At 35.6% G+C, this 13,768-nt stretch carries 14 protein-coding genes and 1 tRNA gene; 6 read left to right on the top strand and 9 right to left on the bottom strand.

Annotated elements, in window-relative coordinates:
• Positions 1–278 precede the first annotated feature (278 nt).
• The 3 genes from phaC to AM499_RS19885 all read right to left on the bottom strand — a co-directional run bounded on the left by phaC (position 279) and on the right by AM499_RS19885 (position 2,630).
• Positions 279–1,352 (bottom strand): class III poly(R)-hydroxyalkanoic acid synthase subunit PhaC, encoded by a 1,074-nt coding sequence (gene phaC, locus AM499_RS19895; RefSeq protein WP_442853798.1) that lies wholly within the window; start codon positions 1,350–1,352, stop codon positions 279–281.
• Positions 1,353–1,434: 82 nt separating this feature from the next.
• Positions 1,435–2,211: a 3-oxoacyl-[acyl-carrier-protein] reductase gene (gene fabG, locus AM499_RS19890; RefSeq protein WP_053592306.1), complete on the bottom strand. Its 777-nt coding sequence runs from the start codon at positions 2,209–2,211 to the stop codon at positions 1,435–1,437.
• A gap of 44 nt (positions 2,212–2,255) precedes the next feature.
• Positions 2,256–2,630 carry a DUF4349 domain-containing protein gene (locus tag AM499_RS19885; RefSeq protein WP_053591822.1) on the bottom strand — a complete coding sequence of 125 codons (375 nt, stop codon included), beginning with the start codon at positions 2,628–2,630 and terminating at the stop codon, positions 2,256–2,258.
• A 253-nt stretch (positions 2,631–2,883) separates the two neighbouring features.
• On the opposite strand from AM499_RS19885, the gene phaQ reads away from it, so the two are divergent.
• Both phaQ and AM499_RS19875 read left to right on the top strand, forming a co-directional pair.
• A complete protein-coding gene (gene phaQ, locus AM499_RS19880) occupies positions 2,884–3,291 on the top strand; it encodes a poly-beta-hydroxybutyrate-responsive repressor (protein ID WP_053591821.1) in 408 nt (135 codons plus the stop codon).
• 72 nt (positions 3,292–3,363) lie between these two features.
• A complete protein-coding gene (locus AM499_RS19875) occupies positions 3,364–3,867 on the top strand; it encodes a hypothetical protein (protein WP_053591820.1) in 504 nt (167 codons plus the stop codon).
• 50 nt (positions 3,868–3,917) lie between these two features.
• Here the strand turns inward: AM499_RS19875 and AM499_RS19870 are convergent, their stop codons facing one another.
• Positions 3,918–4,640, bottom strand: coding sequence for an EcsC family protein (locus tag AM499_RS19870; RefSeq protein WP_053591819.1), 723 nt, complete (start codon positions 4,638–4,640; stop codon positions 3,918–3,920).
• A gap of 464 nt (positions 4,641–5,104) precedes the next feature.
• Here AM499_RS19870 and AM499_RS19865 point away from each other — a divergent pair.
• A tRNA-Val gene (locus tag AM499_RS19865) sits at positions 5,105–5,177 on the top strand.
• A gap of 426 nt (positions 5,178–5,603) precedes the next feature.
• Here AM499_RS19865 and AM499_RS22285 read toward each other — a convergent pair.
• The 3 genes from AM499_RS22285 to AM499_RS19855 all read right to left on the bottom strand — a co-directional run bounded on the left by AM499_RS22285 (position 5,604) and on the right by AM499_RS19855 (position 8,475).
• Positions 5,604–5,726: a hypothetical protein gene (locus AM499_RS22285; RefSeq protein ID WP_269432381.1), complete on the bottom strand. Its 123-nt coding sequence runs from the start codon at positions 5,724–5,726 to the stop codon at positions 5,604–5,606.
• 72 nt (positions 5,727–5,798) lie between these two features.
• Positions 5,799–7,721: an ABC transporter permease gene (locus AM499_RS19860; RefSeq protein ID WP_053591818.1), complete on the bottom strand. Its 1,923-nt coding sequence runs from the start codon at positions 7,719–7,721 to the stop codon at positions 5,799–5,801.
• Positions 7,708–8,475: an ABC transporter ATP-binding protein gene (locus AM499_RS19855; protein WP_053591817.1), complete on the bottom strand. Its 768-nt coding sequence runs from the start codon at positions 8,473–8,475 to the stop codon at positions 7,708–7,710. The genes AM499_RS19860 and AM499_RS19855 overlap by 14 nt, the downstream gene beginning before the upstream one ends.
• 156 nt (positions 8,476–8,631) lie before the next feature.
• Here AM499_RS19855 and AM499_RS19850 point away from each other — a divergent pair, with 156 nt between their 5' ends.
• The gene (locus tag AM499_RS19850) at positions 8,632–9,303 is read left to right on the top strand and encodes a response regulator transcription factor (protein ID WP_053591816.1); all 672 of its coding nucleotides are present in this window, start codon (positions 8,632–8,634) and stop codon (positions 9,301–9,303) included.
• Positions 9,300–10,325, top strand: a complete 1,026-nt coding sequence (locus tag AM499_RS19845) for a sensor histidine kinase (protein ID WP_053591815.1) — start codon at positions 9,300–9,302, stop codon at positions 10,323–10,325. The genes AM499_RS19850 and AM499_RS19845 overlap by 4 nt, the downstream gene beginning before the upstream one ends.
• Before the next feature lie 305 nt (positions 10,326–10,630).
• On the opposite strand, the gene AM499_RS22130 is transcribed toward AM499_RS19845, so the two are convergent.
• Positions 10,631–11,500, bottom strand: coding sequence for a hypothetical protein (locus AM499_RS22130; protein WP_231687501.1), 870 nt, complete (start codon positions 11,498–11,500; stop codon positions 10,631–10,633).
• 266 nt (positions 11,501–11,766) lie between these two features.
• Between AM499_RS22130 and AM499_RS19835 the strand changes: the two genes are divergently transcribed.
• Positions 11,767–12,189: a VOC family protein gene (locus AM499_RS19835; protein ID WP_053591814.1), complete on the top strand. Its 423-nt coding sequence runs from the start codon at positions 11,767–11,769 to the stop codon at positions 12,187–12,189.
• Positions 12,190–12,481: 292 nt separating this feature from the next.
• On the opposite strand, the gene AM499_RS19830 is transcribed toward AM499_RS19835, so the two are convergent.
• Positions 12,482–13,240, bottom strand: a complete 759-nt coding sequence (locus AM499_RS19830) for an alpha/beta fold hydrolase (RefSeq protein WP_053591813.1) — start codon at positions 13,238–13,240, stop codon at positions 12,482–12,484.
• Positions 13,241–13,768: the final 528 nt, after the last annotated feature.

Genomic DNA, 13,768 nt, shown 5'->3' with positions numbered 1-13,768 from the left:
ATGTATTCTGCATGATAGAAATTTTCTCCATCATGAACAAATAACAGTGTATCTGCATATCCAACAAGTCTGTTCATTAGTTCTTCGTCGATACTGTAAACGAGATAGCTGAGCGCTCGATTATTCCTTTACTACGCATCTTCTAAAAAGCAATTCAATTGTGTACTCTCTTATCCTTTACAAAAACAAAATGAATTACACTCGCCATTGCTCCTATTCAAAAAAGTGCCAGTTGCCATGTCAAAAATGAATTTGATGATTTGGCATTGACACTTTAATTAGTTTGCGTTTTCGGCTAACCAGTTACCAATCATAGGATGAATTTCATTAATCGCTTTACTTCCCGTCACTACCGAAACATGGCCAGTATTCACTAAGTGATATGTCTTATTTTTACTTGAGACTTTATCATTGAGCGGTTCGGCTTGTCTTGGATTAACAATGACATCCTTCTTCCCAGCAATATTTAAAAGGTTTGCTGTAATATTTCCTAATTCTACATTCTGCCCTCTTATATAAAGATCGTCGTTTATTAACTTATTTTGTTGATATAATTCACCAATCCATTGTCTATAAGCTTCACCAGCAAAAGGGATTCCATCCGCAAGCCACTTTTGCATTAGCTTCCAATTTGTAACGAACTTTTCATTTTCCCCACGATCGACAAGACTAATATATGGTCCGTAATAATTGCCAATCGGGTTCAATAATTTGTTTCCGAAATCAATCATATCAGGAGGAATTAAACCAAGTGTGTCTACTAACTTATCCACATTAAAATAACGTTCATCCAACCAATTTGTATATAATCCTGCATCAGAAAAATCAGTAGGACTCGTCAATAATACTATGTTTCGAATAGGTAATTCTGGGTGTAGTGCCGCAAATATTGTAGTCATCGTTCCGCCCATACAATAACCTAACAAACTGATTTCACTAGCATTAGACGTTTTGAGAACTTTTTTAACGGCTTTCGGAATATAATCTAAAATATAATGATCTAGCTTCATATGCCTATCCTCATAACCAGGTGTTCCCCAGTCAAGTAAATAAACGTCGTGGCCTTGATTAGTTAGATATTCAATTAAGCTGTTACCAGGAGACAAATCTAAAATATATGGCTTATTGATCAATGCATAGATCATCAGAATTGGTACACGGTTCGTTTTCTTACTCTGCGGTTGATAGCGATACAATTTAGCTTTGTTCTTAGTCCAGATGACCTCTTTGGGAGTTTGACCAACTTGTGGATCTGGTTCTTTTGTAATAACATCCACTACTCTTTTATATCTTCGATAACTATTTTTCACATCGTCTGGTAATGAATTTAACCAGCTATCTAATTGATTTATGTTGGAATACACGATGGTTTACCCCCTATTATTTTTAGGGGAACTCCTTTTGGAGATCCCCCGTTATATATGAAATTACAGGTTACATATATAAGCCGCCATTTACGTTAATCGATTGACCTGTAATATAATTTGCGTGAATAAGGAATAATACAGCCTCGGCAATTTCATCCGTTTGTCCTAAACGCTTCATAGGTATTTTGGAAACGATATTCTCTCTAACACTTTCAGGCATCTCTTCCACCATTTCAGTCTCTATGAAACCTGGGCACACAGAATTGACAGTTATTCCGTTTTTAGCTGTTTCTAAAGCAAGGGATTTTGTTAAACCTATAATGCCAGCTTTAGAAGCTGCATAGTTTGTTTGTCCGAATCCTCCCGCCTGTCCGATAATTGAGCTTATATTAATAATACGACCATAATTCTGCTCCAACATGTGGTTGATCACTTCGGAAGTTGTATAAAATACACTGTTTAAGTTAACATCAATTACCTCGCTCCATTCCTCATTGGACAGTTTACGGAACGTTCGGTCTCTTGTAATTCCAGCGTTATTAATAAGAATATCGATTTTACCATAACGATTAATCAATTCTTCTATAAGATTCTTTACGTCGTTCGGCTTTGATACGTCAGACTGGATCGCACAGGAAACTCCGCCTTGCTCTTCAATTTCCTTCACAACCGCCTCTGCACGGTCCATTCTTAATTGATAATTAATGACAACATATGCACCATTTTTTGCTAGTTCTTTTGCGATTGCAGCCCCAATACCACGAGAGCCACCTGTTACTACCGCCACCTTACCTGCTAGCGGTTTATTAATCGGGTTTAATATAGTTAATTCAGCCTGACTCATTGTCATAGACTATCATTCCAATCCTCTTTATATTTTTTATTCCATTATTTTTCAGTAACTTCAAGAGCAATAAGAAGCTTATCGATTTTTTTGTCTAAGCTAGAAACCGCTATTTTTAATTGATTAATCTCCTCATCCATTTCATCAAGTGCGTCCAGTTTGCTTTCTACGTTAATGACAAGTGATGCAACATCTGCAATTTCACTACGGGTTGGCAAATTGACACTTTTTAAAAAGGTTTCCGTTTTCTCATTCATCAGCTTTTGAGCTTGAAGGTATTGGTTTAATGTCTCTCCCATCCCTTCGGAGAAAGATTCTTTTTTTAACATTTCTTGAATTGCACCTGACCAGTTCGCTTCCGTTTGTTCATAAAAGTTTTTCCACATGATGAATGGATCAAATGGCAATGTTTTTGTCAAAAATCTCATCTCCCTACAATTAATTTAGTCATAAAATAAGTTCTCTGAACGACTTTATTACTCTATGAACATATGCCCAAACATATGCATGAAAAAATTAATCTTTTTTTTTTTTTTTAAAGTCATATTTTTTATTCCCTATGTGTAAATTACATGTATGGGATACGCCTTATTGCCCTAGCTTTGGAACATTTTTTTACTCCTATGTGTACATTACATGTATGAACATTCTTTCGATTGGTGGTGAAAACAGCTGGAAACAAACAAGGAGTCCAATAATAATGAAAAAAACACTAATTTAGGTACTCCGAAAAACTTCCTTGTACCAATCATGCTTTTACATCTTCGAGATTTTAATTCCCACGGTTATGAGCTAATGCAAAAGATTACGCAATTCGGTTTCAACGCGGTGGATCAGGGAAATCTTTATCGGATTTTACGACAACTGGAAAAGGATGGGAAGGTAACATCTGAGTGGGATACAGAATCAGAGGGTCCAGCAAAACGGATTTATTCGATTACAGATGCAGGTGAACAATACTTAGAGGTTTGGGCAAGTTCACTTGCAAACTACCAAAATATGATCAATCAATTTTTTAATTTATACCAACCTTTTTTTCCCTTTCAACAGCACACGAAAAAAACAGATACAGAAAAGTAAATAATGGTACCAATGCGCTTTGGTGCATCTCATATAACGTAATTCGGTTACAATTAAAAGGAGGAAAATGGAATGAGTAATGTTGAATCGAAGAATCAAAAATCGAACGGATTAGATTTAATACTGGATGGATGGTTGAACAGCTATAAAGTATTTCAATCTTTTCAAACGGAAATTGCAGAAAAATCATTACAGCATCTTCATATTCAAAGAGACATCCTAAATTCTACTCGAGAGACATTCAGTAAAATAGAAGAAGATAAAAATAAATTTGAAGAAGAGTGGAAAGCTGTATTACAAAATACGATCAAGTCAATCAATAATGAACAAATTGAACGATTATTATCTGCATGGGTCAACCAAATCGAAGAAATAAACAGTTCCATAAAAGAAATTTCTGGATTGCCTAATCAAGCTATTTTAGACTTATTTGCACAATCTCATGTTCAATTGGAGACCAATGTGAAGGCGGCACTAGAGCAACAACAAAAAAACAGTGTAGAAGTCTTCCATAAAGTTGAGTTGCTTACTGAGCATATAAAACAAGCACATCATGTATTACTACCAACAGTTTAAAAAACAAAAAGACTACCTCCAATTTTCATTAGGAAGGTAGTCTTCTTGTGTTACTTGCTTTCATTCGATTGTAATATGCGTAACCTATAGGAATTCATTGCAGTCTCTCCCAGTTGGTCAAGTAAATTATAATTGGCAAATGCCCCAACCACTGCTCCAATACCAGGAACTAATTGAAACATCTTCACTAAATCTATATAGTCCCGATACTCCTGTTGGAAATCACGCCAATCCATATCGGCAATCACATGCTTTTGTTGTTCCCAGTTTTCAATGATAAATAAAGTCTCTTTTCGCTTTTCCTCACTTGAAAAAGCCAACAGGAAAATATGCAAGATAAAGAGGCGTTCTTCATAATCCTTTGTGTCATATCCGTAAATAGAAGCAGCCTCAAACAAAAACTTCATTTTAATGGATAAAAGCAATGGAAAGTCAGCGAGACCAAGAAGTATACCTCCTGCTCCAGTACCAGCCCCTTCCACAACTGCTGTTTTTCGATAAGTGGAAAGCTTCTCTCTAAGTAGTTCATCTTTTTCAAAAAGACCAATGTCCAATGTTGATCTTTTTTTCGTTGTAATATTTGATCCTACGAGTGTTGCTTTCACCATATTTTTGATGCTATCAGTCATTACTTGATGAAACTTTTCTGGAATAAGACCGTTTATCTTTGTCTGAGCAGCCTTCGATACACGACTGATACGACTAGATCGTTTGGTCATTTTGCGCTTCCAAAAATCAAGTTCCCTTTCTACTTCCATTATATAATCGACCATATGCCCTTCCCTTTCTAAACAATTCCTCATTACATTCTAGTATAAAGTATTAAAGGTTCATTCCAATGGACGTAAGCTGTGTTTGCATATAAGACTAGAGTCGTAGGTGTTTTCCATTGAAAGTTCAACCTCTTCCGCTGTATCTGTGTCTTCCTCTAATGTATTCTCTATATCTTCCGACTTATTCACTGTAGTAGGATCACTTTCTGGTTTTTCTAGATCTATAGTTGGCTCTTTTGTAACCGTCGTTACATCCAACTAATAATATAAATGGTATGAAGATTACTAATAATTTTTTCATGGTTTCCTCCTAGAATAATGGATACTATCTATTAGACATCCAACTATCTTAAAAAGTGTTGTTTTTAGAAAAAATTATAGTTTTCGTGTCTCTTTGGATCAATTCCAAATAAAAATTGTATCCTTCCGATTTAACTTATATAATAATGAAGAAATAGGAAAACGATCTTGTAGCTCAGTTGGGAGAGCGCCACCTTGACAGGGTGGAGGTCGCTGGTTCGAACCCAGTCGGGATCATTGGGTGCCAAACTCCCAAGAACCCTTAAAAAACAAGAGGTTCTTCCATAAAAGCATCATCTCTTTAGAGGTGGTGCTTTTTACTATGGATGAAAGGTGGGTTGCAATATGGGTTGAAATTTTATTAAGAAAAGTGCATTCGCGCCAGTTTAGCTGCGACAAGCCCTGGAGAAAATCTCCTAGTGTGCTGCACACATAGAGACTGTAGACCGCCACCTCGAGCAGCTGACGCGAATCCTAGACATTGTTCAAACGTCTAAAATTTATACTTTCTTGTGCTTTTATTAAACAGCATTTCTATTCCTTATACAAACGCGTCTTTTGTTGAAAATAGTACTGTTCTAACCTATACTCAGGGAAGGAAAATATGAATAGAAGTTTATTTAATTGGAGTTCCATGGAATATCTAATATAAACATCTTTTTATTACAGAAAAACATATCCATCATCCTCTCTGTTAATATCACCATAAGGAACTACTACTCGTCTTATCAATTCCGAATTTCGCACGACTTTGTTTGTTTTGTATATTTCATTCATAAAGTTCAACAGCATCTCCTGTGTCTTAATGAGTTGCGATCATTTTATACTTTTAAACTCCCTTGAAATACTATTATGTCTTTACTGTATGACGATTTTTTTAACGGAATTGATTGTTAGTAAATAATAAAAGAGGTAAATAACTATATAGCCAGACAGTGATATAGCAATTGGTACAGTGAGATTCGTTCCAATTAAAGCGGAATAAATATTCGAGCACATCTTCAAAATTACTGCCCCATGAACCATTCCGATTATTAGGGGTAAACCAAATACAAATAAAGTTTGCATCCGAATAGTGGCACTCACTTCTTTCTTGCTAACGCCGATTTTGTGTAGGATTTCATAACGTCCTTTGTCTTCGTGAGCTTCTGTCAGCTGTTTGAAATAAATAATACTCCCGGTTGCCGCTAGGAATACAAGGCTTAAAAAGCCTAATACAAATAGATTTAAACTAGCTGATTCCAATCCTCCCCGATATGTTTCATAATAGGTGGAGAGTTGATTTTTCCCTTCCGCAAACTTCTGCAATTCATCCGAAGTTTCTTTGGTTGTTTTCTCATCTTCTACTTTATAGGAAGCAATTGATACGGGTGTCAACTGTTTTGTCAAGTCCGAAAACAATTTGTCACTAATCACTATGCCGAAATCTGGGTAACTCCATGGCATGATTCTGTCTTCAGCCATTGTGCTGAACCTTATTTTTTCTTCGCTCTCAGGCGTCTTCAACGTAACGGTGTGTCCCTCATAATCGGCAGAAGAATACTCTGTTAAAAGCGGTTGAATACCCACAGCTTCGTTGCCTGAAAGGTGAACAATTCCGTCCTGATTTAGTATTTCCAACGCTTTATTATAAGTAGTTTCAGATACTAGCTTCACAGGACCTTCTTTTAGATAATCCTGCAGCAGGGGATTAGTTACTTCTCCCTCTACATTAAGGACAGGAATTTCTATTTGCCCGATAACAGGATGAAGTGAATCAGATACAATGATTTTGTCTATCTGATTACCAATTTCTTTGTCTGGGGAAAAATACGAATAGCTAAACGGTACTTCCTTTTTTGCTTGTACTTCATTTGTATAATAAAAACTGTAACCGACAGATATAGCGCTTATTGTAATGGCACTCAATAAAGCAATGATGGTTAATGACCTGGCATTTCCTTTAATGCGATAAAGTAATTGAGAGATGCCTATTATATTTATTCCTCTGTAATAACTGGATTTTCTTTTTTGGGCGAATCTTAAAATATAAATTGTTAAAAAACGGAATAATAAATAGGTGCCGAGCACGATGCTAGCTAAATACGACCCAAGGATCATCATCATTTCCCATTTGGATGAGGGGGACTTAAATCCAAGCCAATAACTGAATCCAATTAAGAGGATAGCCAATAAAGCTGGCGCCAAAGAAGCTTTCGGTGCTTGTTCTCCTTCTTTTTCTGCTTGGAACAACTCAATCAATTTAAAGCGGTAAATCAGGCGGTACGCATTAAACGACGTACACAAGGTAATGATCGAAAAGACAATGGACGTATTGATTATCGCTTCCGGAGATATACCGAATCCTACTTCAACTGCTGAATCCAGCATTCTTAATAGTAGCATGGTGAACAATTTAGACAAAAAAGTTCCGAGGACGATGCCGATCATGACTGCTACAACACTCATGAGCATGTTTTCATAAAAGAGCATTTTACCGATGTTTTTTTTTCTCATTCCAAGAAGTGAGAATAACCCAACTTCTTTTTTCCTTTTCTTAGTAAAGAACGAATTGGAATAAAATATAAATATTGCTACAAATAAAATTAAAATTACCGAAGCTCCGATGAAAATATTAAGGAGACTGTTCGATGATTCGATACCCATTTGTACTTCTGGACTGTATTGGATGGAAACGAATGTGTAGTAAATAACAACACAGAAGATCATGGAAAGGATATACAGCAAATAGCTTATAAAGTTCCCGGTCACATTTTTCTTGGCTAAACTAAATAGTGTCATTAACCCCACCCCCAATTGCAGACAGTACATCCAATACCTTTTGGAAAAATTCTTTGCGTGAATGATTTCCTTTCACAAGCTCTGTAAAGAGTTTTCCGTCTTTGATAAAGATCACTCGCTGACAGTAGCTTGCTGCAAATGCATCATGTGTAACTAGAAGGATGGTTGCTTTATCTTCTTCACTTAAACCTTTTAAAATCTCTAACAAATCAGTTGCCGATTTGGAATCCAATGCCCCTGTTGGCTCATCGGCCAATATAAGACTTGGTTTTGCTATAATCGAACGTGAAGCAGCTGTACGCTGCTTTTGACCACCTGATATTTGATACGGGTATTTTTCTAAAAGAGAACTTATTCCAAATTTATCTGCAACTTCATTGACTCTTTGCTCTAATTCTGCTGCGTTCACTTTGGCTAGTGCTAATGGAAGTAGGATATTTTCTTTCACCGTCAAAGTATCAAGCAAATTATAATCCTGAAAGATAAAACCGAGTTTATTCCGCCGAAAAGCCGATAAATCCTCTTCATTCACTTTAATAAGATTTACTCCGTCAATTGTCACTTCCCCAGTACTCACTTCGTCAATTGTGGCCAGCACATTAAGTAAGGTTGATTTGCCTGCTCCCGAAGGTCCCATAATTCCCACAAATTCACCTTCGCGAATCGTCAGGTCGATTCCGTCTAATGCCGTAAATACATTTCCAGCGGTGCCGTAAACTTTTTTCAGCTGTTTTGCTTCTACTATCGTTTTCATTTCGTTTGGTCCTCCATTCAATTTCTATTCTCATTCTAAACGATGAATTCTGCATTTAACCTTACAGGGTGGCAGGTACTCTTACAATTTTGTCACTTTGGCCACAAATATGGTGTGGTAAAGTAACGATAAGAAAACTCTTATGGAGGCAAATTAATGAAGATCATGATTATTGAAGACGATGTGACAATTCGGGATCTATTGAGTGATACACTAAAAAAATGGTCCTTTGAAGTGGCAAAACTCGAGGAGTTCGATCGAATAATAGAAGCTTTTATACATGAAGATCCACATCTTCTGCTTTTGGATATCAATCTTCCGTTCTTTGATGGCTTTCACTGGTGCCGTCAAATACGGGAAATTTCACAAGTCCCAATTATTTTCCTTTCATCCCGGAATACACCGCTGGATACCGTCTTGGCGATGAATATGGGGGGAGATGATTTTATCCAAAAGCCGTTCGATACCGACGTGCTGCTGGCCAAAATAAATGCTATATTGCGCAGATCCTATTCCTATACGAATTTTGAGACGAATTTGCTGGAATATGATGGAGTGGTATTGAACTTGAAGGACAGGGAAGTGATTTACAGGGACAGAAAAGCAGAACTGACAAAGACCGAATTCGTTATTCTGAAACTTCTAATGGAAAATAAGGAGTCAATTGTCCATAGATCGAAAATCATGCGTAAGCTTTGGAAAGACGAAAACTTCATTGATAATAACACCTTGACTGTAAATATCGCTCGTTTACGCAAAAAACTGATTGAGCTTGGGAAAGAAAATTTCATTGCTACGAAAAAAGGGGAGGGTTACACCATCAAATGAAATTTTCAAATTACCTGAGAGACACGCGTTTCTTTTTAGCTTTTTATGTACTCCTTATATCTTTCATCTCGCTCGTTATCTTTCTTAGCACTACCGATTTAAGCATCGTGAATAATATTTTCTATATCAATATAAGTTCTCTCTTTTTTGTGATTCTCTACCTAGCAATTGGGTTTATCAATCAAAGGAAGTTCTATCAAGAAATGGAAAGGTTAGCTGAAAGTGAATTGGAAGGAGTTCTGGTTGGTCTTCCTAAAGCACAGAATTATGAGCAAAAACTGTATCTTGATCTGATAAAAAAAAATAATATTAATTACTTGCATGAATTAGAGAAGTTGCAGAACGAGAAACGGGAGCAGCAGGAATTTGTGATGTCATGGATTCATGAAGTGAAGTTGCCGATTGCTGTAAGTCGGTTACTCATTGAGAAGAGTGAAGATCAGCCGACAGAATGGTTGGTAGATAAATTTGAAGATGAGTTGCGGAAAATTGATGATTACGTAGAACAGGCACTCTACTATTCCCGTATCGATTCATTTTCGAAAGACTACTTTATTACAGAAGTAAATGTAAACAAGATTATAAAAAACAGTGTCAAAAAATACGCTAAGCTTTTTATCAACAAAGATATTCAAATCAATATAGAAAATAAAAACCAATATATTCAAAGTGACAGCAAGTGGCTTGGTTTTGTGATTGATCAATTGCTCACAAACTCATTAAAATACACGGATGGAGGCGGTAAAATTGCAATATTTTTCGAAGAAGATAGCAAAGAAAAAAGAATGCTGATTTTAGACAATGGAATGGGAATAAAAATGGAGGACATTAACCGGGTATTTGACCGGGGTTTTACAGGAACCGCGGGCAGAAGTAATGCCAAATCGACAGGAATGGGCCTATATCTAGCTAAACAATTAGCAACTAAACTCGGTCATGATTTAACAATCAGTTCAGTGGAAAATCAGTTTACAAAAGTTGTTATTCATTTCCCGAAAATTAGAAATTACTATCACTTATAATGGTTAACATATAACCGATTAATGGAAGAGAAGGAGCTTAATATTAAGTTTCTTCTCTTCTTTAATGTATGTGAAAGTGTATTTTTACAAACTGCTTTAGTAGATTTACAAACAGCATTTACATTCCGCCAAATCTCTAATACTAAGGGCTATTTCCTCTAACTAACCTGCCGCGTTAGTTCAATAAAATGACTTTTAATAAAAATTCCCAAATTCATTACATTGAAATTCATTTGTAAACGCTTTTTCAGTTGAACATATAAAGTAGAACTTTTAAACAGCTCAATGAACTTCAATTATATTCCCTATTTGAATAGTTCATAGTTGCTCAAATATATTTCTCCATTTCTTCTCGTTACTTGAAAGTTTAATTCGTCTCTAACATTAAGCACAGAACCAGTAATCTCTAAATTTTTTCTTTTTATAAAGGATATACCATATCCATTATTATCGGGATACCCATAAATATAACAGACAACTTTTCCATCATTTAAAAAAACAATTTGATTCATTGAATCACTTACTGTATCCGCTATACTATCCCATTTATATCCAACTTCTTCATATACCGTATCTTTAGATGTATATGGATCAAAAGAATATATAACATCCCATTCAAAGGGGGTAACATCTAATAAATTTATTGTATCAACGGATTCTTCAATTGATAACACTTCTTTTTTTAATAACTCTTCATTTACATCCCACAAATCTTTTTTAAATGGATTCAATAATATAGCAATAAATAGTATGCAAAGAACAATAATCACTCTAGTTTTTGTAAATTTCAAATCGAATCTACCTCTTGCCTCTTTAATCCTAAGAAACTCATCTATACACCAAAAGAAACTGGAAGACAATATAGGAATAATTAAAAATAACTGTAAGTCAGGAAGTATAATATCTCTTCCCAATTCTGAAAACAAAGCTGGAATCAAAACTACTAAAGTGGCAAGGAATAAATGAATGAATAATGCCAAGATCCCTCTATACTTCCCTTTTATATTTTTAGTTAGAAAATCAGAGAAGACAGATACTGGTACTCCATAAAACAAAATAATAGGGAATAAGTAAACACCTAAAATGATGATAAACCATGATTGGTAAAATAAAAAATAAATTATCATAAACAACGCATAAGTCACTACCGCAGAAACAAGCTTTCTTTTAATCATTTGAACACCCCAATCATTTCTTCTTCAACTAAACTGCTTCGTTAGTTTAAGTGTAACATTTCACAATGGATTTCTGAGGTCTACTTGATATTTCGGATAAAAAAACAAGACCATCGAAATGATGGTTTTGTTTAACTAAAGCACCCGTTAGTTGAAGAAGCACCTTCTCTTTTATTACACATTATGTTCGGAATGTACATCAAATTTTATGTTTTCTCCTAAAACAAATGGTATAGTTTACTTAAAAATCAGGAGGCTCCATGTTTATGAAACTAGGAATTACTGTAATCACTTTAGGTGTCGATAATTTAGAAAAATCGTTGCGTTTTTACCGTGATGGCCTTGGCCTACCAACGGAAGGAATAGTTGGAGAAGAATTTGACCATGGTGCAGTTGCTTTCTTTGATTTACAATCAGGCTTAAAACTTGCTATTTGGAATCGCAAAGACATCGCGCACGAAGCAAAAGTTCCATTAGCCAAATCAAGCCCTACCGAGTTTACATTAGGTCACAATGTTAATAGTAAAGCCGAAGTCGATAATGTAATGGAACAAGCGAAACGGGCAGGTGCGACTATAACTGATCCTGCTCACGACACATTTTGGGGTGGATACTCTGGTCACTTCCAAGACCCTGACGGGCACTTATGGGAAGTAGTTTGGAATCCACAATGGGATACAATTGAATAACTCATCATTTAGGCTGGTAATTACCAGCTTTTTTGTTGCACATAGTGTGTCAAATACGACATAAAACTTCTCCTTCTCTTATTGAACTAACCTGCTTCGTTAGTTTAAGTGTAACATTTCACAAAGGATTTCTTAGATTTCCTTGATGTTTTGGATTAAAAAATAGACCATCAAAATGATTGTCTTGTTTTACTAAAGCATCCCGTTAGTTTAAGTGAAATACTTCACATATGAAATATATTCATTCAATCTTAGACTTGCTACCAAAAAAAATTTTTATAAGCAATGTCGCTCATTTTCCCATCTCCATCAACATTAACATAATCTCCTCTATAACAATTTCTGGCTCATCATGATGAATATAATGTCCACTTCGACTAGCAATCCTGTACTTGCTTGACGTTGACAGCCATTGGAATTCTGCTTGGAGTCTTTGCTCAATTTCCAATATTTCTTGAGATGGCCATCCCTCTTCATCATTGTCAGGCAAACCTCTTGTAATAATTGAGAGAGGGAGGTTGCTTTGCTTTGAATGATCAACGATTTGCTTATAGCTTTGTATTTTATCAATCTTCTCACTATTCAACATAGGATTCTCGTAATATTCCCTATTTCCTGCAATCAGATTTTCGGGTAGAACCTTTTCATAGGCAAGTTCTTTATATTCCGGTGCAGCGTCAACCAAAACCATACCACAGATATTCAGTGGATACAGGCTGGCATATAATCTGGCGACCAAACCACCAAAAGAATGTCCCACCAATATATAGGGTTTCTCCACTTCAAGTGCTAGCAACAATTCGTTGAGCTCCTCGACTAGATCATAGCAAGTCGTCGGGACGAATGCGACTTGACTTCTGCCAATACCCGACCTGTTATAGGACAAGGTTGATGTTTTTTGTGATATTCGGTCTTGGACTTTTTTCCATGTCTCATAGCTATCGCCTAACCCTGCTATGAAGATTACGCTTGGAATACTGTTACGTGAATTTTTATTGAATAGTCTGCGGTTATCACAGATATCAATTATCTTTTTATTTTGTATAGTCACTTTTAATCACCTAGTTCAATTATAAGCTTCACACTATTAATATTTCCATAATAATTGGATTATTATATAGTTTTGCGAACTTTTCCATTTTTTATTTTGTAACTTCAGCTGAAACCACTCCAAAAGAAATCTGTAGAATACCAATTGATAATTTGTTTACTTCCAAGTTTTTTGTCGTTTTAACATTTCACACTGGATTGCCTAAATCTACTTGATTGTTCTGTACATAAAAATAGACCATCGAATGATGGTCTTGTTCTGCAAAAGCAACTGTTAGTTCAATAAGAACAGTAACCAAATGTACATTTTTTAATGATTACTCTCGTATAAATAAAGCATTTCGCTCAATAATCTCCCGACATTTCAAACTGTTCTTCGTCTATCCTCTCGTTTTTTTTAATTATAATCTGCATATTTAATCTCCTTCTAAGAGTTGAAAAAAATGTGGCAGCCCCATGATCTTAAAATAAATCACCAGTTAGTTCAAAAAAACATGGAATAACCCATTGATTCTTAAAATAAAGGTAA

The organism is Bacillus sp. FJAT-22090, assembly GCF_001278755.1.
Classification (GTDB): Bacteria; Bacillota; Bacilli; order Bacillales_A; family Planococcaceae; genus Psychrobacillus.
This window is presented reverse-complemented; position numbering and strand designations above follow the sequence as displayed.

Coding starts and splice junctions, on each gene's coding strand:
- fabG (WP_053592306.1), bottom strand. CDS start 2,211: ATGAGTCAGGCTGAATTAACTATATTAAACCCGATTAATAAACCGCTA.
- AM499_RS19875 (WP_053591820.1), top strand. CDS start 3,364: ATGAGTAATGTTGAATCGAAGAATCAAAAATCGAACGGATTAGATTTA.
- AM499_RS19870 (WP_053591819.1), bottom strand. CDS start 4,640: ATGGTCGATTATATAATGGAAGTAGAAAGGGAACTTGATTTTTGGAAG.
- AM499_RS19860 (WP_053591818.1), bottom strand. CDS start 7,721: ATGACACTATTTAGTTTAGCCAAGAAAAATGTGACCGGGAACTTTATA.
- AM499_RS19855 (WP_053591817.1), bottom strand. CDS start 8,475: ATGAAAACGATAGTAGAAGCAAAACAGCTGAAAAAAGTTTACGGCACC.
- AM499_RS19850 (WP_053591816.1), top strand. CDS start 8,632: ATGAAGATCATGATTATTGAAGACGATGTGACAATTCGGGATCTATTG.
- AM499_RS19845 (WP_053591815.1), top strand. CDS start 9,300: ATGAAATTTTCAAATTACCTGAGAGACACGCGTTTCTTTTTAGCTTTT.
- AM499_RS22130 (WP_231687501.1), bottom strand. CDS start 11,500: ATGATTAAAAGAAAGCTTGTTTCTGCGGTAGTGACTTATGCGTTGTTT.
- AM499_RS19835 (WP_053591814.1), top strand. CDS start 11,767: ATGAAACTAGGAATTACTGTAATCACTTTAGGTGTCGATAATTTAGAA.